This window comes from uncultured Aggregatibacter sp. (assembly GCF_938046485.1).
Taxonomy (GTDB): Bacteria; Pseudomonadota; Gammaproteobacteria; order Enterobacterales; family Pasteurellaceae; genus Aggregatibacter.
This window is the reverse complement of record NZ_CALIWN010000009.1, coordinates 113,327-132,152: the sequence shown is the minus strand read 5'-3', so window position 1 is coordinate 132,152 and position 18,826 is coordinate 113,327. Positions and strand designations below refer to the sequence as shown.

Sequence of the window (18,826 nt, the reverse complement as noted above, 5' to 3'; positions counted from 1 at the left end):
CGAAAAGAAGCATTCTGAGCTTCAGAATAGATTCCACGCCCTACGGCAGACAAAAATACGCATAAAAAAATCTGCACCTTACACAGCTTGACTCAGCGTCAATGTGTAAGGTGCAGATCAAAGTGCGGTCGGTTTATCGCACGTTTTTTACTTAGACATCATACGTGGTGGATGCGGTATTGCCGCCGCGACCCGTCCAGTTGGTGTGGAAGAATTCGCCGCGTGGTTTGTCGGTGCGTTCGTAAGTGTGCGCGCCGAAGTAGTCACGTTGCGCTTGCAACAGATTTGCCGGCAAGCGAGCTGAAGTGTAACCGTCTAAGAAGGTAATCGCAGACGCCATACATGGCATTGGAATGCCTACTTCGATGGATTTAGCCACCACTTTACGCCATTCGCCCATGGCGTTTTCTAAAATGCCTTTGAAGTAGCTGTCGGAACCTAAGAAGATTAAATCCGGGTTCGCTTCATACGCATCGCGAATGTTGCCTAAGAAGCGGCTGCGAATAATACAGCCTTCGCGCCATAACAAGGCGGTGTTGCCGTAGTTGATGTTCCAGTTGAAGTTTTCAGACGCTTCACGAATCAACATAAAGCCTTGTGCGTAAGAAATGATTTTTGATGCCAATAGCGCTTTACGCACCGCTTCAATCCATTCTTTTTTATCGCCTTCCACTTTGCCTACGGTTTTGCCGAATAATTGGCTCGCGGCAACACGTTGATCTTTAAAAGCAGATACGCAACGTGCGAACACAGACTCGGTGATTAAGGTCAATGGAATGCCGAAATCAAGGGCATTGATCCCCGTCCATTTACCGGTGCCTTTTTGCCCTGCGGTGTCTAAAATTTTATCTACTAAGCGGTTACCGTCTTCATCTTTATAGCCAAGAATATCGGCAGTAATGTCGATTAAGTAGCTGTCTAATTCGGTGTTGCGCCATGCTTTGAAGGTGGCTTCCAACTCATCATCAGACAAGCCCACGCCCTCTTTTAAGAATTGGTAGGCTTCGCAAATTAATTGCATGTCGCCGTATTCGATGCCGTTATGCACCATTTTCACGAAATGACCTGCGCCATCTTTGCCCACCCAATCACAGCACGCTTCGCCTTTGTCAGTTTTGGCGGAAATCGCTTGTAATACCGGTTTTACGAATGGCCATGCTTCTTCGTTACCGCCCGGCATGATCGATGGTCCGTGGCGTGCGCCCTCTTCACCACCGGAAACGCCGGTGCCGATAAAGCGAATGCCTTTTTCACGCAACGCTGCCACACGACGGTTGGTGTCCGGATAGTTTGAGTTACCGCCATCAATAATGATGTCGCCTTCTTCTAAGTGCGGTAGTAATGCGTCAATGAATTGATCCACCACTTCCCCCGCACGCACCATTAACATCACTTTGCGCGGTTTTTCTAATTTAGCGGCTAAATCTTCTAAAGAGTATGCGCCGATAATATTGGTGCCTTTTGCCGCACCTTGTAAAAATTCATCCACTTTGGATGTGGTTCGGTTATACGCCACCACTTTAAAGCCGTGGTCGTTCATATTTAAAATGAGGTTCTGCCCCATCACGGCTAAGCCGATAACACCGATGTCGCCTTTTACTGACATTGTTTTCTCCTGTTGTATTAACTTGTAACGCAGAAAATTTATTGGAATTTAACCGCGCTTTTAACTAAATTGTTGCTCAAAAATCAGTTTTTGTTGCTCAATTTCCCTCACTAATTCTTCTTCTGACGGCAGATATGCCATATATTTGCTGGCAAATAATTGCGGGTTATCATTTAACACCGAATATTTCACTACAACACTATCGGTCTCAGTGCACAGTAACAAACCAATAGTCGGGTTATCATTTTCTTGCTTTTTCAGATCATCATACATTCGAACATACATATCCAATTGCCCAATATCTTGATGCGTAAGCTTTCCGGTTTTTAATTCCACAATCACAAAACATTTTAGGATATAATTATAAAAAACCAAGTCGATAAAAAAATCTGAGGTTTCAGTTCGAATATGCTGTTGACGAGCTACAAATGCAAACCCCTTACCAAGCTCAAGCATAAACTGTTGTAAATTATCAATGAGTGCTTTTTCTAACTCAGCTTCCGTATAGGCTAAATTCGCCGGTAGATTTAAAAATTCCAATACTGTTGGATTTTTAATAAAATCACCTGGTTGAAGTGCGGTGACTTTTTCTTTCATTTCCATTGCTACAAGATTTTTATCTTGGCTAGCGAACAGGCGATCGTAATAAAGTGTTGCAATATTACGATCAAGCACACGCACAGACCAATGATGCTGTGCCGCCTCGGTTAAGTAATATAAACGGGCTTTATCATTAGACACCTTTAAACAACGTTGAAAATGCGACCAACTTAATTGTGCGAACAGTGTTCGCAATTTTGGATAGTCCGGAAATAACAAATAAAATTGACGGATTTCCCAAAGTGTTCGTTTACTAAATCCTTTACCAAATTCAGCCGTTAACTCCACCGAAAGCGTTTTGATAATTTCTTTTCCATATCCTGCCCGTTCAGCACCATTTTGTTCTTCCAATACGATTCTTTCACCAATCTTCCAATAGGCCTCTACCATGGCAGAATTTATGGCTGCATAAGCCTGCTGGCGAGCTGTCGATAAAATTTGTTTAATATCGACAAGATAATTACTTATGGTTGTATTCATCATATTCATTTAAAAAATGGGTATTTTTAATTCTTTGATAGCATGCGTTTCAAACGCAATGTCTTTATCTACAAGCACAGGCTATGAAACGTGCGCTATCAGAAATCCATCTTCTTGCTACGCAAAAGTGCGGTCGTTTTTTTCAATTGTTTTTATTTACGCTGGCGCGAGTCTCCTGACGCGTGCCTTACAAATTTAGTAAGTTATCAGCACGCGTCAGGAGACGCACACTATCAAAGCGATCATTTTTCTAAGTGTTTTTTACACCTAAAACAAAATCAGCAGCCATTTGAGAATGCAATTTAGCCGTGTCGAAAAACGGCAATGGCGAGTCGCTTTGATTAACCAACAATCCGATTTCCGTACACCCTAAAATTACGCCTTCTGCCCCCTGATTTTTCAATTCATCAATGATTTTTAAATAAAATGCTTTTGATTGTGGTAAAAATTTACCCACACAAAGCTCATCAAAAATAATTCGATGTATTTCGTTTTGAGTTTCATCACTTGGCACAATCGGCATAATGCCTCTCTGCTGTAAACCATCGCGATAAAAATTATCGCTCATAGTAAATTTTGTACCGAGCAAAGCCACTTTATTTAAGCCTCGCGATTTAATAGCATCTGCTGTAGCATCTAAAATATGTAAAAACGGAATTGAAATAGCTTGTTCAATTTGTGGTGCAACTTTATGCATAGTATTGGTGGCAAGCACAATACCTTCTGCACCAATCATCTCTAATTTTTTTCCTGCTTCAGCGATAATCTCTCCGGCTCGTTGCCATTCACTTTGTTTCTGGCATTGCACAATTTCTTCAAATTCCACACTCACCATGACAATAGGCGCAGAAATATTCCCGCCTTTTTTCTGATTCACTAAACGATTGATCTCAGTGTAATAAGTTGCCGTACTTTCCGGGCTCATTCCACCGATAATACCTAATATTTTCATCTTGCTCCTTCCTATGCGCACGTTTCCCAACGTGTGCCTTCATCTACAAGCTCACTCTATGAAGCGTGCGCTATCAGAAATCCATCTTCTTGCTCCGCAAAAGTGCGGTCGTTTTTTCAAACGTTTTTTAACTCTTCGTCCACGCACTCATATGCTGAGCAAAACCAATATTCGGATAGTAATCCACAGCTTGCGGAGCCGATAAAAGCACGATTTTGGCTTGTGGATGTAAGGTTTGTGTAGTGTGTTCAATCAACTGCAAGATGATACCTTGCTTCTGATATTCTATAGCAAAACTTCTTTTAAATTTCTCTAATTAAAGAGCTGCCTTGCTCTAACGTGTCTAGCCACTGCCATTTTTCATGACCGATGAGTTTACTTTCTTCTGAAGAAAATGCTGTACAGCAACGCCCCAAACGATTTTCTAGAGATTGATTTAAATGTTGATACGTAAATTCAATTTGAGTATCATCAATCCATTTCCCAATTAAAAAGCCTTTTAAAATTTCACCGCCACCATATTCGGCCCAAATCATTTTATCTTGTTGATGGTAATGAAATTCTGTTTGGCTACTCACCTCACCATTTGCAGTGTTTTCAACAGCAACAAATTTTTTATTATCTAAATTCAACATTAAAGTCATTCTGCATCTGATGTGTCTATATCTTATTTTAGTCCGTATAATTCCAATAAATTAACTCTTCGTCCATGCACTCATGTGTTGCGTAAATCCAATATGCGGATAGTAATCTACCGCTTGTGGGGCGGATAACAGTACAATTTTAGCTTGTGGATGCAATGCCTGTTTGGTGTGTTCAATTAACTGCACGCCGATGCCTTGTTTTTGATATTGTTCATCCACCGCCAAATCAGACAAATAACAGCAGTAGGAAAAATCCGTCACCGAACGAGCGACACCCACCAATAACTCACCATCCCAAGCTGTCACTAACAAATCAGCATGATGTAACATCGCCGCCACACGTTTTTTATCTTCTAACGGACGACGTGCGCCTAAAGTAGTTTTATTGAGCAATTCAATAAATTGTTCTACTGAAATAGGAAAATTGGTTTTGTATTCGATCATATTGTGAAACCCGTGATGTCTGATATGCCATCCGTTATAGCAATTTTGCCGCCGCTTTATCCAAATACCATTCCGTCACGCCATTTTTTGCTTTGATTTTTGCTGCGGGATAAGGCAGATTTTCCGCCGGTGTGGTTTGAATTTCTTTGAGGATTTCCGCTTTGCCTTCGCCTGTCACCAAATAAGTAATGCGTTTCGCTTGTTCAATTAATTTGGCGGTTTTGGAAATGCGGAGCTGTCCGCTTTCAGGATGTTTAGCGATCACCGCAAGGTTTTCATCCGCAAAATCGGTTTGATGTGGGAACAAAGAAGCGGTATGCCCGTCTGCGCCCATGCCGAGGATAATCCAATCAAAAACGCCGTCAGGAATGACCGCACTTAATTCTTCTTCAAAGCGTTTAAGCTCTAAGTGCGGTTCGTTTTCGCCACGAATTCGGTGAATGTTTTCTGCCGGAATGTTGATGTGATCAAACAAGAGTTTTTGCACTTCGCCGTAATTACTTTCGGAATCAGATGGCGGCACCATGCGATCATCGCCCCACCAAAAATGGAGGTTTTTCCAGTTGATTTGAGCGGCGTAAGGCGCTTGCGCCAAGGTTTTAAACAATAATTTCGGTGTGGAACCACCGGACAAGGAAATGTTCACAGGGTGGTTTGCTTGACTATAAATCACAAATTCTTGGGCAATTTTTTCCACCGCGTGTTGAGCAGTAGGGAAAGTAATATAGTTCATTGTTTTTCCGTAGGGTGGGCTTTAGCCCACCATTTTATTATGTTAGATATTAGGAACGGTGGGCTAAAGCCCACCCTACATAAGATTAACTAAATCAAACTTTTTTCTTCATCAAACCACTCGGTTTGCGCCACACTTTGCCTTCTTTGGCAATCAGTTTATCGGCTGCTACCGGTCCCCAACTGCCGGCTTCATAGTCATACACGCGACCACCTTGAGCTTTGTAATCCAAAATCGGTTGCACGAATTTCCAAGCAGCGTGTACGGCATCGGTACGGGCAAATAAGGTGGCATCACCTTTCATGGCATCAAGCAATAAACGCTCGTATGCGGTCATCACAGTCGCGCCCTCTAAATCTGCATAGCGGAAATCCATGGACACTTCTTTTGCTTCAAAGCCGGCGCCCGGTTTTTTCAAGCCGAAGCGCATGGAAATGGCTTCATCGGGCTGAATACGGATGATCAATTTATTTTCCGGTGCATTTTGGCTGAACACCGGGTGCGGTGTGGTTTTGAAGTGAATTACAATTTCGGTAACGCGCGCCGGTAAACGCTTGCCGGTACGCACATAAAACGGCACGCCTGCCCAACGCCAGTTTTCAATTTCACAACGCAATGCCATGTAGGTTTCCGTGCGGGAATCTGCCGGCACGCCTTTTTCTTCCAAATAGCCTTTCACCATTTTGCCGTTAATTTCCGAGGCAGTGTATTGACCAAGCACCAAATGATGTTCCATGTCTTCATGGGTTAATGGGCGTAAGCAATGCAATACTTTCGCCACTTCATCACGCATGGAATCCGCATTGATAATCGCCGGTGGCTCCATTGCCACCATCGCCAATACTTGCAACAAATGATTTTGGAACATATCACGCATTGCGCCGGAACCGTCGTAATAACCCCCACGTTCTTCTACGCCAATGGATTCAGCACCGGTGATTTCCACGTATTCAATAAAGTTACGGTTCCAAAGCGGCTCAAACCAACCATTAGAAAAACGCAACACAAGTAGGTTTTGTACGGTTTCTTTACCTAGATAATGGTCGATACGATAGATTTGGTGTTCCTCAAAGAAGCGATGAATTTGAACATCCAACGCTTCCGCCGTTTTGCGATCATAGCCAAACGGTTTTTCTACAATCAGACGCTTCCAACCTTGTGTTTCTTTGTTTAATCCATGTTCGGCTAAACATTCCGGAATCACGCCGTATAAACTTGGCGGCGTGGATAAATAATATAAGGTGTTGCCGTTGGTTTTATAGTTTTCATGCAAGGCATCAAGGCGCGGAATCAGTTTGATATAATCCGCTTTATCTGAGGTGTTGACGGCTTGGTAATATAAATGACCACAAAATTTGGCTAAACACTCACTTTCCCCGCCTTCGTGTTCGATCAGCGTTTGATACATTTTTTGGCGGAAAGATTCATCGTTTAATTCGGTACGCGCCACACCCAACACGGAGAAATCATCGCCTAACCGATCAATTTTATAAAGATCATACAACGCCGGAATCAGTTTACGATAAGTTAAATCTCCGGATGCACCGAAGATAACGATACAACAATTTTCTGCTTTCATTTAGTTACCACATTAATGTTACGATTTAATAAATGCCCGTATGATAAGGAAAATCATCGGACATTTCTAATCACTCTGATAAATCGGAGTGAAAGATATTACCCCATGAAAAATCTCGCGTTACGCCCATCAAAAAGTCCGGATTGACGAAAGATTCTCGTTGATTGTAAGTCAACGGTTGATAATTTAAGTCAAAAACCACTCCGCCCATTTCCGCCAGCAAAATCTCTGCGGCAGCGGTATCCCATTCGCCGGTCCGTCCTAAGCGAATATAGCAATCACAGATCCCCTCGGCGACCAAGGTGCTTTTTAAGCCGCTGGAACCGTAAATATGGAATACATAGTCAAAATTCGCACTTAAAATCGACCGCACTTTTTCCGCTGCAGCCGCAGAACCAACGGCAATGCGCAAAGGTTGGTCTGAAGCAATATGACGAAAAGCCAATTTACAGGGTTTTCCCTCTTGCAGCTTATAGGCGCCAAATCCTTTCATGGCGTAATAGGTGTAGCCCAATATCGGCGCATGAATCACGCCCAACACCGGTTGATGATTTTTCACTAAGCTAATGAGCACGGAAAATTGATCGGTGCGATTAATAAATTGTTGCGTGCCATCAAGAGGATCAATTAACCAATAGGACGCCCACGCCTGCCGCTCCGCAAGGGGGATCTTACAATTTTCTTCTGACAAAAGGGGAATTTGCGGGGTAAGTGCGGTCAGTTTTTCCGTTAAAAATTGACTGGAAAACAAATCCGCTTCCGTCACCGGAGTATTATCCGCTTTGATCTGTACCGACACCGAATGTTGATAAAAACGCTGTAAATGCTCACCTGCCTGCTGAGCGATATGAATCACATCCTGTAATAACTGTGTGGTGAGAATAGGCATTGCATCCCCTCTTATTTTTTGTCGATTTATCTCTCTTTTGGCAACAGCAACGGGAGTGTCAACACGGAATAAAGCGCCATACCGCAACTAAATAATAAGGCGACATCTAATGCGCCACTATATAACCAAGTCCCAAAGGTCATCGATGTTTCGAATAAGGTCATGTAAATATATCCGGCAACATTGCTATAACAAAATGCAATAATCGCTGAAATCAGCACAATCGCAAACACATTATAACGGGTATAACGGTAGGCCTTCGCCCATAAGGCAATTAGAAATGCCGGAATAGTAGCGATAAAAAACGTGCTAGAAAAATAAAATACGATTAAATCGGTAACGGTAAACGTTTCATCGATATTATCGTTAAGACAAAACCCGATGATCATGCCCAAAATTTGCAGAATAAGCGGAAATACAATGAATGCTTTTAAGTAAGGAAATTTAGACGACATAAGAATTCCTGAGTAAAAAAATAGGCTATCAAAAGACAGCCTATTGTAGAGTAATTTTAGCGATTACGCAGATTTTTTTGCACGTAATACACGCAAGGTGAAAATGGTCACACCAGCGATAAATACGACTAAACCAAGCACTTCACCAATCGCATCCCAGTTTGCCAAATTCAAGGCTAATGGTGCTTCAGAACCGCCGGAAGTCACGGAAGCAGCAATAATAAAGGCTAACACAACCCCCATTAAGCTTTCACCCACAATTAAGCCTGCTGCGAACAAGGTACCAAAACGCTCTGCTCGTTTGTTCACGTCTTTATCGCCGCTACGCGCTGCATATTTGGTAATGTGGCGATTAATTAACCACGCCAAGAACGCCCCGGTAACAACCGGCATATTAATAGAAGGTGGTAAGTAGATACCAATCCCCACCGCCAATACCGGTAACGCAAAGGCTTTATTGCTTACTTTTTTCAAGAAACTGTCAATAATAATTAACACCGCACCTAGACCCACGCCGGTTAAGATGTAAGTCCACTCTAATTTATTAGAGAAAATCCCTTGTGAAATGGTGGTCATTAACGTTGCTTGTGGCGCAGACAAGGCTTGTGACGGATCCATGTCTGGACGTGGTAATGCACCGGTGAAACCGTAGGCGTGGTAAAGGATTTCCAATACCGGTGCAATCACTAATGCGCCCACGAAACAACCGATAATTAACGCCACCTGTTGACGCCAAGGTGTCGCTTCGACCAATAAACCGGTTTTTAAATCTTGTAGGTTATCGTTAGAAATGGTCGCTGTCGTTAACACAATAGACGCGGTAAACAAGGTAAGTGCGGTCAAGAATTTCTGTCCATCCGCCGTTTCAAATAAACCGGATGCATTGCCGATAGAAACCAATACTAAAGAAATCACGATCACGGAGATAATCCCGATACCGGAAATTGGACTGGAGGAAGACCCCACAAGCCCCGCCATGTAACCGGAGGCTGCCGCCACAAAGAAACCGATAAACACAGCTAAGAAGGTACAAACCACCACCAATAATAAGGCTAATTCTGGGGAAATCGGCGCGGTCGCGATAAAGTGATGTAAGGAAATCACAATTAATGCCACAGTCGCAATAAGAATATAAATCATGGTTTTTGGTGAAAGGTCGATATCAATACGGTGATCCGACGCTTCTTGCGTGCCTTTCAACATACGGAAAGAATGCACCATGCCTTGCACCATCGGTTTCATCAGAATCAATAACGTCCAAATCGCCGCAATCCCGATGGTTCCCACGCCAATAAAACGGACTTTCGTTTTCCACATGCTCATGGCGTAACTTACGATAGTTCCATCAGTTGGCATATCACCGGACATGGTAAAGAACGGTACCGCTAAGCCCCAAGCAAAGATGGTACCCAACAACATCGCAATACCGCCGACGATACCGATTAAGTAACCGGCGCCTAATAAGGCTAAAGAAAAGCCCATCGGCAGTTGGAAGATGGCTTTGCCACCCGGGCCGGTAAACCACGCGCTGGCACCATCTGCCATCAGGCGTAAACCGTTCGTTAAAAACGCCACAACGCTGGCAAAAATACCGCCATAAGCAATATCTTTCACGCCGCTGTCGGCATCAGAATTGTTACCGGCTTTCAAAATTTCTGCCGCGGCAACACCTTCCGGATAAGGTAAATCACTGTTTACCACCATGGCACGACGCAATGGAATCGTGAACAACACGCCCAATGTACCGCCCGCGGCACAAATCAACATGGTTTGCCAGAACGGGAAGTCTTGCCAGTAGCCCATCATCAACAAGCCCGGCAACACGAAAATCACGGAAGAAAGCGTCCCCGCAGAAGATGCTTGAGTTTGCACCATGTTGTTTTCCAAGATACTGGAATCTTTAAAGAATTTCAGTACCGCCATGGAAATAACTGCCGCCGGAATCGACGACGCAAACGTCATCCCCACTTTCAGACCCAAATAAACGTTAGATGCGGTAAACAACACCGTAATCAACGCCCCAAGGAACATGCCTCGAAAGGTCAACTCTTTTAAGTTTGTAGATTGCATAACATTACCTATTTTTTTAATAAAAAACGTTGCCACCTTGACAAAAAAGCGGCTAATAATCAAGTTTCATTCAATTTATTTTACTTAAATTGAATTTTATTTAAATATCAGCCATATTTTTAAACTATTTACAATCCAGTAACCTATTCAATAGTAAAACCGTCCTCTACCCAACATCGCTATAATCTTAAATCCATCTGATTTAGTCTCAATTATAAAAAATAGCGAGTCTCATCAAGTTATTTATTCTTCATATCCTATATAGTTCGCCAAGCCTATTCCATTTAGGTAAATAACCACTACATTTTGTATCATCCACTGAATGATGAAGTTCTATGAGGCTAAAAAATGAATGCATTAATTGAATTACTCGCGAAAATTGTTGCCCCGATGCAACGCCAATTTATTAACTTTATACGAATCGCCATTTGTATCGTTATGGTATGGATTGGCGGGTTAAAAGTATGTCAATATGAAGCAGATGGTATTGCCCATTTTGTCTCGAACAGTCCATTTTTAAGTTTCCTCTATAAAAACGGACCAAATTTGGTGCAAAACGATAAAGGCGAATTAGTAAAAGAATATACCCTTTATAAAAATCCCGAAGGTAAAATGGTGGCGAAAAATATTGAATGGCACAAAGCTAACGGGACTTACACCGCGTCTTATATTATCGGTGCAATCATTGTGACCATCGGCTTATTAACGTTAGCTGGAATCTGGTCTCCGACTCTCGGGCTACTCGGCGGTTTGCTGACGTTCGGTATGTCCATTGTCACCCTGTCGTTCCTCATTTTCACGCCAGAAACGTGGGTGCCTAATTTAGGGGGCGATTTGCCTACACCAAATTACGGCTTTCCATATTTATCCGCCGCGGGACGTTTGGTTATTAAAGATATTATTATGATGGCAGGGGGATTAGTTGCTGCTGCCGAATGTGCGAATCGCTACTTAAAATATAAAGCATCCGTCTAATTGAAACACCGATATGAAGCTTATCACTTTGTGATAGGCTTCTTCATTTGTAAATCAGGAGAGAAGTAGAACATGGACTATTTAGATCAGCTTGTCCGACAGTCAGGCATTGAGGGAGAAATCAATATACTCTGTCGTTTTCAAGGTGACTGGCTAATCCATCATAAACAGGAACCGAATTTAATCGGCAGATTTCATATTGTGTCACGAGGGGAATGCCAAATTCGGCTGAAAGACCAAACCTGCAGGCTCAAACCGGGCGATGTCATTTTTCTGCCCTACGGAGAAGAGCACGTTATTTATCACGGCACCGACACAGAAACACAAATTACCAAAACTACACAAGGTGTTTTTACATTACATTGCAATAGCTCAAGCGAATCTGCTGATTTTGAAATGTTTTGCGGTTATTTCCGTTATTTAAACGTTGCGCAAAGTTTACTGTTTAATCTACCGCAGTGGCACCTTGCCGGAAATAACGATTCCATCATGGCCTTACTGAAATTGCTACGCAAAGAAACAGAGGATAACCTCGGCAATGAAGTTGTCGTCAATGCGTTATGCAACATTCTTTTCACTTATTTAATCAGAGATTACCTTCAACACCATCAGGTCAATCAAGGCATTTTCGGCGCATTACAGGACAAGCGTTTAAGAAATGCTGTGAATGCCATCATAGCCAATCCCAAAGAAAGCTGGAACATGGAGAGCTTGGCAGAAAGTTGCGCCATGTCGCGCGCCAATTTTATTCGTGCATTTAAACAAAAAACGGGCATTTTGCCTGGTAAATTTCTGACCATAATGCGAATGAATATGGCAGGAATGCTACTAAAAAATACGCAAAAACCGATTAACGTAATTGCATCGGAAGTCGGCTACCAATCAGACACCCACTTTACCAAAGTGTTTAAATCCTATTACGGCATTTCTCCAGGGAAATACCGATAAATGCCAATTTATGGGTTAACACAGGCTTTCCGTTGTAAATAATCCCGAAGTAAATAAAGTGCGGTCAGATTTTTCGCTTCATTGAATTCAGGGTCATACAATAATTCGTTAATGTTTGCCAACGGCACGCGTACCACTTGCAACGGTTCCGGCTCGTCGCCTTCCAGTTTGCTCGGATAAAAATTCTGTGCCAATAAAATGTGCATAGGATTATTCATGAAGCCAACAGATGAATTAATCGTGCGCAAATGTACCCAAGATGTTGCGCCTAAACCAATTTCTTCTTGTAACTCGCGATTAGCGCTTTGTTCCGGCGTTTCACCTGCATCCATTCTGCCTTTCACAAACCCCAATTCATAGCGCTCTGTTCCCATGGCATATTCACGCACTAACAACATATCGTCGCCATCGATCGCCACCACCATCACCGAGGCATATTTACCGGGACGAAAACGTTCATAAGTGCGGTGCGTTCCGTTGGCGAATTTCAAATCCACCGATTGAATTTCAAATATCGTTGATTTTGCTACAGTTTTTATATTAAGAATGGTTGGTTTTTGTAACATATTTCTCTTCTTCCCTTGTTTTACAAACCACTGAAATAGCGATACCATACCCCACTATTTTTACAAAGAAAAGGGACCACAACAGGGATGGCGCAACAAAAATTTGACTGGCAAGCAATCGACACCGTGATTCTGGATTTAGACGGCACGCTAATCGATCTGTATTTCGATCATCGTTTCTGGAAAAAGGTGGTGCCGCAGGCGTATGCCGACAAATTCAAGCTTTCTGTAGAACAAAGTCGCGAACTGATCCATCACCGTTATCAGCAGGTGGAATTCAGCATGCAATGGTATTGCATTGATTTTTGGGCGAAAACCTTGGATTTGCCATTACGCGAATTGCTGCAACAACAGCATAACTACATTAAAGTGCGGTCAGATGTTTACCCGTTTTTACAGGCCGCCCGCGAACGCCGCAAGAAATTGATTTTGCTCACCGACAGCCACCCGTTCAGTTTGGCAGAAAAACTCAAACACTGCGATTTAGCACCGCACTTTGATTTGTTGCTTTCCAGCCACCAGTTTAATGCGCCAAAAGTAGAGCAATCCCTGTGGCAACGTTTGCAACAATTCACGCCATTCGATCCGAGCCGAACCCTTTTTATCGACGACACAGAACCGGTGTTAGATAGCGCTAAAAAATTTGGCATTGCCTACACCATCGGCGTGGAAAATCCGGACAGTACATTAGCGGACAAATCCTTTGAGCGTCATTTCTCCATCAAAAACTACCGCACTTTGCTGTAAGGACGCGGCAACATGGCAAAACATTCTCAAATAGCAGAAGAAAAAGAAGTAGTACGTTTGGACAAATGGCTGTGGGCAGCGCGTTTTTACAAAACCCGCACACTCGCCAAAGAGATGATTGACGGAGGCAAAGTCCATTACAACGGACAACGCAGCAAACCGAATAAAATCGTGGAAGTGGGCGCCACACTAAAAGTACGCCAAGGCAGTGACGAAAAGGAAATCGTTATATTGGCACTTTCCACCCAACGGCGAGGCGCGCCGGAAGCACAACTACTTTACCGCGAAACGGAACAAAGCCTTGCCAATCGAGAAAAACTTGCCATGGCGCGCAAAATGAATGCGCTGTCCATGCCGCACCCTGATCGCCGCCCGGACAAAAAAGAACGTCGCGATTTACTTAAATTCAAGCATCAAAACCAAGTATAAGCGCCACCTTGTAATCGAGGGAAACGCCCTTATATTTGGCGAACAACATTCAATTAGGAACAAAAGATGACGACTTATACTAAAGACAACGACCAACTTTATCGTTACCTGTTCAAAGACCGTGCAGTGCGTGGCGAATGGGTACGCTTAAATCAAACGTTCAACGATACCTTAAACACCCATCATTACCCACAAGCCGTGCGCAATTTATTAGGCGAAATGATGGTTGCCACCAGTTTGCTGACCGCCACCTTAAAATTTAACGGCGATATCACCGTGCAAATTCAAGGCGATGGCCCATTAAAACTGGCGTTAGTCAACGGCAACGATCAGCAACAAATCCGTGCCCTTGCCCGTTTACAAGGCGATATTGATAACAACATGAGCCTGCACCAAATGATCGGTAAAGGCGTGTTAGTAATCACCATTGCGCCAAAAGAAGGTGAACGTTATCAAGGTATCGTACCACTGGACAAACCCACTATCAGCGAATGTTTGGAAGACTATTTCGTCCGTTCCGAACAACTCCAAACGCAACTGATTATCCGCAGCGGTGAATATGACGGCAAACCGGTCGCCGCCGGCGTGTTATTGCAAATCGTCCCGGATGGTTCAGGCTCACCGGACGATTTCGAGCATTTAGCCACCTTAACCGCCACCATTAAAGACGACGAGATTTTTGGCTTAAGCGCAGAAGAATTGTTGTACCGCTTATACCACGAAGAAACCGTTGAACTCTTCGCACCGCAATCGGTGACCTTCCACTGTGGCTGTTCGCAAGAACGTTCAGGCGCTGCCTTGTTGTTAATTTCGGAAGAAGAAATTGACCATATCCTCGCTGAACACCAAGGCACCATCGATATGCAATGCGAATGCTGTGGCACGCATTATTTCTTCAATAAAGATGCGATCGAGAAATTAAAAGCATCAAGCCACTAACAAAAAATCCCGCAAACTCACTTGCGGGATTTTTTTATGTTTCACCTTGCGTTACGGCAATACGCTTTCTAATTGCCACAATTCGTTTAACGCCTCGCGACGGCGGATAAGATACGCTTTATCGCCATCCACCATCACTTCCGCCGTTCTTGGGCGAGAGTTATAGTTGGAAGACATACTTGCGCCGTAGGCGCCGGCAGATCGTTGGGCTAAATAATCCCCTTCCGCGATGGCAAGTTTGCGTTGTTTGCCGAGGAAATCGGAGGTTTCGCAAATCGGACCAACCACATCATAGATTTTTTCTTCACGCGCTAAAGTGCGGTCGATTTCCAGAATGTTCATGTAGGCTTGATACAACGCCGGGCGAATCATGTCGTTCATACCGGCATCCACAATGGCAAAATTACGACTTTCGTTGGATTTTAAATACTCTACTTTGGTGACTAAAATCCCAGCGTTTGCAGTAATGGCGCGACCTGGTTCGACAATGATTTCTAGCTCACTGAACGCACTTAATTTTTCCCATAACGCTTTGGCATATTCTGTCGGATGTGGCGGTGTTTCGTCCGTGTAAGTCACACCCAAACCGCCGCCTAAGTCCAAGTGTTTTAAATGGATGCCATCTTGTTTTAATTGTTCCATGAGCACAATTAAGCGATCTACGGCATCTAAAAAGGGTTGTAATTCCGTGAGTTGTGAGCCGATGTGGCAATCCATGCCGACGATTTTAATATTCGGTAAGGTGGCGGCTAATTTATAGACTTCTCGAGCCTGATCTACGCTCACGCCGAATTTATTTTCTTTTAACCCTGTGGAAATGTAAGGGTGCGTGTGGGCGTCCACGTCCGGATTTACGCGCAATGAAATCGGGGCAATTTTGCCCATTTCACCGGCAATTTGGTTAATGCGCAATAATTCTGCTTCCGACTCCACGTTGAAACAACGAATATTGACTTCTAAGGCGCGGGCAATTTCTTGGCGGGATTTTGCGACACCGGAAAAGACCACCTTGCCGGCGTCACCACCGGCGATAAGAACGCGTTCCAATTCCCCTTGAGACACAATGTCAAAGCCTGAACCTAATTTCACCATTATGTTTAAAATCGCAATATTCGGGTTCGATTTTACGGCAAAACACACTAAGTGCGGATGCTCGCCAAACGCGTTATTAAACGCGTGCCAATGGCGTTCAAGGGTGGCGCGGGAGTAAACATACAACGGCGTACCAAATTGTTCGGCCAATTGTTTGACCGGCAGATTTTCCGCCATGAGTTGATTGTTTTTATATTGGAAAAAGTCCATAAGGTCGCCTATAAAAAGTTATTTGGTTGTTTTCTGAGCGCTGTCTTGTTCAGGAAAATATAATGGACCTTTAACGCCGCAGCCGGTACTTAGCGCACACAATGTCACGAGTAAAAATACGGAAATCAGTTTTTTCATTGGTTGCTCCTACTCAAATTAGACTGTTCTTTTTACCACTAAATCCGGCTTTGTGCTATCACAACGCACAGAAAATCTTTATAATTTCCGCCCTACTGTCATTTATTGGAGTGATTTTATGAATATCATCGAGTTTCATCAGAAAATCGAGCAAATTTGGGATGAAATTGAAGAGCAACTGGAAGCGCAAGATTGTGACGCCGATTGTGAACGCCAAGGCTCCGTGTTCACGATTACGCTTGGCGATCGCAGTCAAATTGTGATCAACAAACAAGAACCGTTGTTGGAATTATGGTTGGCGAGCCACAATGGCGGTTTCCATTTTGCCTATAAAAACGAACGTTGGGTCAGCAATGACGGCTTAGACTTCTGGCAAGCTCTAACCGAAGCGCTTGCTAAACATGGTGAGCAGGTGCAGTTCGGTTAATGAATCACCTTACCTCATCCGAATCTACCAAAAGTGCGGTGGATTTTCTCGATAAATCGTCGGCAAAATCCACCGCACTTTATGCGATGGCAAAGAATGTGTTGCATTCGGTGTTCGGCTATCAAGCTTTCCGCAAAGGGCAAGAGGAAATTATCCAGGCGGCGCTAAATGGGCAAGATTGCTTGGTCATCATGGCGACAGGGACGGGAAAATCCCTGTGCTATCAAATTCCAGCATTGTGTTTTGATGGGATGACCTTGGTGGTGTCGCCATTGATTTCACTGATGAAAGACCAAGTGGATCAGCTACGCGCCAGTGGCGTAGAAGCGGATTATTTAAACTCCTCACAAACCTTTGAAGAACAGCAACAGGTGCAAAATAGGGCGATTTCCGGGCAGTTAAAATTGTTGTATTTATCCCCGGAAAAAGTCATGACCAACAGCTTTTTCCAATTTATTTCCTTATGTCAGGTGAGCTTTATCGCCATTGATGAGGCACACTGCATTTCCCAATGGGGGCACGATTTTCGCCCTGAATATACCCAACTTGGCGGCTTAAAAGGCAGTTTCCCGAACGTGCCGATTATGGCGCTCACTGCCACAGCAGATCCCACAACGCAACAAGATATTCTGCAAAATCTCCGGCTAAATCGACCGCACTTTCATGTGGGGAGTTTCGATCGCCCAAATATTCGCTACACCTTAGTGGAAAAATTTAAGCCGATGGAGCAGCTGTGCCGTTTCGTGGTGGCACAAAAAAGCAAAAGTGGCATTGTTTATTGCAACAGCCGCAACAAAGTAGAGCGTATTGCGGAGACCCTGTGCAATAAAGGTGTGCGAGCAGCGGCGTATCATGCGGGCATGGAAAATAGCTTGCGGGAAAAGGTACAACGGGATTTTCAGCGGGATAACATTCAAGTGGTGGTGGCGACGATCGCCTTCGGTATGGGGATCAATAAATCTAACGTGCGTTTTGTGGCGCATTTTGATTTACCGCGTAGCATTGAATCCTACTATCAAGAAACCGGCCGTGCAGGGCGTGACGATTTGCCGGCAGAGGCGGTGTTGTTCTACGACCCGGCGGATTATGTGTGGTTGAACAAAATGCTCATGGAAAAACCGGAAACGCCACAACGCCAAATTGAACAGCATAAACTGCAAGCCATCGGCGAATTTGCCGAAAGTCAAACCTGTCGCCGTTTGGTCTTATTGAATTATTTTGGCGAACATCGTCAAACCGCCTGTCAAAATTGCGATATTTGTCTCGATCCACCGAAAAAATACGATGGGTTGTTAGACGCGCAAAAAATCATGTCGGCAATTTATCGTACCGGTCAATGTTATGGTGCTCATTATGTCATTGCCGTCTTGCGTGGCATGAATAACCAGAAAATTCGTGACCAGCAGCACGACCAACTGAGTGTGTATGGCATCGGCAAAGAACACAGCACGGAATACTGGCAGTCCGTGTTGCGTCAACTCATTCATTTGGGCTTGGTGCGTCAAATGATCGGTGAATATGGCAATACGTTACAGCTCACAGAAAACGCCAAGCCGATTTTGCGGGGAGAGATGCCGTTGGAATTGGCAACGCCACGTCTATCATCTATCGTCACTACGGCCATGATGCACAAAAGTGCGGTCGGTTCTTACGACAAAGATTTATTTGCACGTTTGCGCTTCCTGCGTAAGCAAATTGCCGATAAGGAAAATATTCCGCCATATATCGTGTTTAACGATGCGACTTTGCAAGAAATGGCGCAATACCAACCGGTCAGCAATATTGCAATGTTGCAAATTAACGGTGTCGGTACGATTAAATTGGAGCGTTTCGGACAAGCGTTTCTGTCTTTAATCCGCGAACATAAAAATGCCCGCGCAACAGAATAAGTCTAACTACCGTT

General features: G+C 43.9%; 20 protein-coding genes and 1 pseudogene. 7 read left to right on the top strand and 14 right to left on the bottom strand.

From position 1 onward, the window contains the following. Window positions 1-151: 151 nt before the first annotated feature. The 11 genes and pseudogenes from gnd to Q0203_RS01165 form a co-directional block, all read right to left on the bottom strand. On the bottom strand, window positions 152-1,606 hold the full coding sequence (gene gnd, locus Q0203_RS01215) for a decarboxylating NADP(+)-dependent phosphogluconate dehydrogenase (protein WP_109129012.1): 1,455 nt from the start codon (window positions 1,604-1,606) through the stop codon (window positions 152-154). 60 nt (window positions 1,607-1,666) lie between these two features. Continuing rightward, the gene (locus Q0203_RS01210; RefSeq protein ID WP_366517284.1) at window positions 1,667-2,686 is read right to left on the bottom strand and encodes a PDDEXK nuclease domain-containing protein; all 1,020 of its coding nucleotides are present in this window, start codon (window positions 2,684-2,686) and stop codon (window positions 1,667-1,669) included. Between the two features lie 250 nt (window positions 2,687-2,936). Continuing rightward, window positions 2,937-3,638 carry an aspartate/glutamate racemase family protein gene (locus Q0203_RS01205; RefSeq protein WP_297928961.1) on the bottom strand — a complete coding sequence of 234 codons (702 nt, stop codon included), beginning with the start codon at window positions 3,636-3,638 and terminating at the stop codon, window positions 2,937-2,939. A gap of 127 nt (window positions 3,639-3,765) precedes the next feature. Further along, window positions 3,766-3,924, bottom strand: a pseudogene (locus Q0203_RS01200) (GNAT family N-acetyltransferase); the annotation flags it as partial. A 16-nt stretch (window positions 3,925-3,940) separates the two neighbouring features. After that, window positions 3,941-4,273 (bottom strand): n-acetylglutamate synthase, encoded by a 333-nt coding sequence (locus Q0203_RS01195; RefSeq protein WP_297928959.1) that lies wholly within the window; start codon window positions 4,271-4,273, stop codon window positions 3,941-3,943. Window positions 4,274-4,333: 60 nt separating this feature from the next. Next, window positions 4,334-4,726: a GNAT family N-acetyltransferase gene (locus Q0203_RS01190; RefSeq protein ID WP_297928957.1), complete on the bottom strand. Its 393-nt coding sequence runs from the start codon at window positions 4,724-4,726 to the stop codon at window positions 4,334-4,336. A gap of 34 nt (window positions 4,727-4,760) precedes the next feature. Then, a complete protein-coding gene (gene pgl / locus Q0203_RS01185; RefSeq protein ID WP_297928955.1) occupies window positions 4,761-5,459 on the bottom strand; it encodes a 6-phosphogluconolactonase in 699 nt (232 codons plus the stop codon). A gap of 94 nt (window positions 5,460-5,553) precedes the next feature. Further along, window positions 5,554-7,038 carry a glucose-6-phosphate dehydrogenase gene (gene zwf / locus Q0203_RS01180; RefSeq protein WP_297928953.1) on the bottom strand — a complete coding sequence of 495 codons (1,485 nt, stop codon included), beginning with the start codon at window positions 7,036-7,038 and terminating at the stop codon, window positions 5,554-5,556. 70 nt (window positions 7,039-7,108) lie between these two features. Continuing rightward, window positions 7,109-7,927 carry a 3'(2'),5'-bisphosphate nucleotidase CysQ gene (gene cysQ, locus Q0203_RS01175; RefSeq protein WP_297928951.1) on the bottom strand — a complete coding sequence of 273 codons (819 nt, stop codon included), beginning with the start codon at window positions 7,925-7,927 and terminating at the stop codon, window positions 7,109-7,111. Window positions 7,928-7,953: 26 nt separating this feature from the next. Then, window positions 7,954-8,382 (bottom strand): hypothetical protein, encoded by a 429-nt coding sequence (locus tag Q0203_RS01170; protein WP_297928950.1) that lies wholly within the window; start codon window positions 8,380-8,382, stop codon window positions 7,954-7,956. A 63-nt stretch (window positions 8,383-8,445) separates the two neighbouring features. After that, the gene (locus Q0203_RS01165; protein WP_297928949.1) at window positions 8,446-10,452 is read right to left on the bottom strand and encodes an oligopeptide transporter, OPT family; all 2,007 of its coding nucleotides are present in this window, start codon (window positions 10,450-10,452) and stop codon (window positions 8,446-8,448) included. A gap of 348 nt (window positions 10,453-10,800) precedes the next feature. Between Q0203_RS01165 and Q0203_RS01160 the strand changes: the two genes are divergently transcribed. Next, window positions 10,801-11,427 (top strand): YkgB family protein, encoded by a 627-nt coding sequence (locus tag Q0203_RS01160; protein WP_297928947.1) that lies wholly within the window; start codon window positions 10,801-10,803, stop codon window positions 11,425-11,427. A 72-nt stretch (window positions 11,428-11,499) separates the two neighbouring features. After that, window positions 11,500-12,375 carry an AraC family transcriptional regulator gene (locus Q0203_RS01155; protein WP_297928945.1) on the top strand — a complete coding sequence of 292 codons (876 nt, stop codon included), beginning with the start codon at window positions 11,500-11,502 and terminating at the stop codon, window positions 12,373-12,375. An 8-nt stretch (window positions 12,376-12,383) separates the two neighbouring features. Here Q0203_RS01155 and nudE read toward each other — a convergent pair whose 3' ends face one another. Beyond that, window positions 12,384-12,989 carry an ADP compounds hydrolase NudE gene (gene nudE, locus Q0203_RS01150; protein ID WP_297928943.1) on the bottom strand — a complete coding sequence of 202 codons (606 nt, stop codon included), beginning with the start codon at window positions 12,987-12,989 and terminating at the stop codon, window positions 12,384-12,386. Window positions 12,990-13,028: 39 nt separating this feature from the next. Here nudE and yrfG point away from each other — a divergent pair, with 39 nt between their 5' ends. From yrfG to hslO, 3 genes are all read left to right on the top strand, one after another. Continuing rightward, complete coding sequence (yrfG, locus tag Q0203_RS01145; RefSeq protein ID WP_297928941.1) at window positions 13,029-13,688, top strand: GMP/IMP nucleotidase; 660 nt, start codon at window positions 13,029-13,031, stop codon at window positions 13,686-13,688. 12 nt (window positions 13,689-13,700) lie between these two features. Continuing rightward, complete coding sequence (gene hslR / locus Q0203_RS01140) at window positions 13,701-14,117, top strand: ribosome-associated heat shock protein Hsp15 (RefSeq protein ID WP_297928939.1); 417 nt, start codon at window positions 13,701-13,703, stop codon at window positions 14,115-14,117. Window positions 14,118-14,183: 66 nt separating this feature from the next. Continuing rightward, on the top strand, window positions 14,184-15,056 hold the full coding sequence (gene hslO, locus Q0203_RS01135) for an Hsp33 family molecular chaperone HslO (protein ID WP_297928937.1): 873 nt from the start codon (window positions 14,184-14,186) through the stop codon (window positions 15,054-15,056). Between the two features lie 51 nt (window positions 15,057-15,107). Here hslO and lysA read toward each other — a convergent pair whose 3' ends face one another. Both lysA and Q0203_RS01125 read right to left on the bottom strand, forming a co-directional pair. Further along, entirely contained in the window at window positions 15,108-16,358 is a 1,251-nt protein-coding gene (lysA, locus tag Q0203_RS01130; RefSeq protein ID WP_297928935.1) for a diaminopimelate decarboxylase, read from the bottom strand. 18 nt (window positions 16,359-16,376) lie between these two features. Next, on the bottom strand, window positions 16,377-16,496 hold the full coding sequence (locus Q0203_RS01125; protein ID WP_006719816.1) for a lipoprotein: 120 nt from the start codon (window positions 16,494-16,496) through the stop codon (window positions 16,377-16,379). A gap of 118 nt (window positions 16,497-16,614) precedes the next feature. Here Q0203_RS01125 and cyaY point away from each other — a divergent pair, with 118 nt between their 5' ends. Together cyaY and recQ are read left to right on the top strand one after the other, a co-directional pair. Then, entirely contained in the window at window positions 16,615-16,923 is a 309-nt protein-coding gene (cyaY, locus tag Q0203_RS01120; RefSeq protein ID WP_297928931.1) for an iron donor protein CyaY, read from the top strand. Then, window positions 16,923-18,812, top strand: a complete 1,890-nt coding sequence (gene recQ / locus Q0203_RS01115) for a DNA helicase RecQ (protein WP_297928929.1) — start codon at window positions 16,923-16,925, stop codon at window positions 18,810-18,812. The genes cyaY and recQ overlap by 1 nt, the downstream gene beginning before the upstream one ends. Window positions 18,813-18,826: the final 14 nt, after the last annotated feature.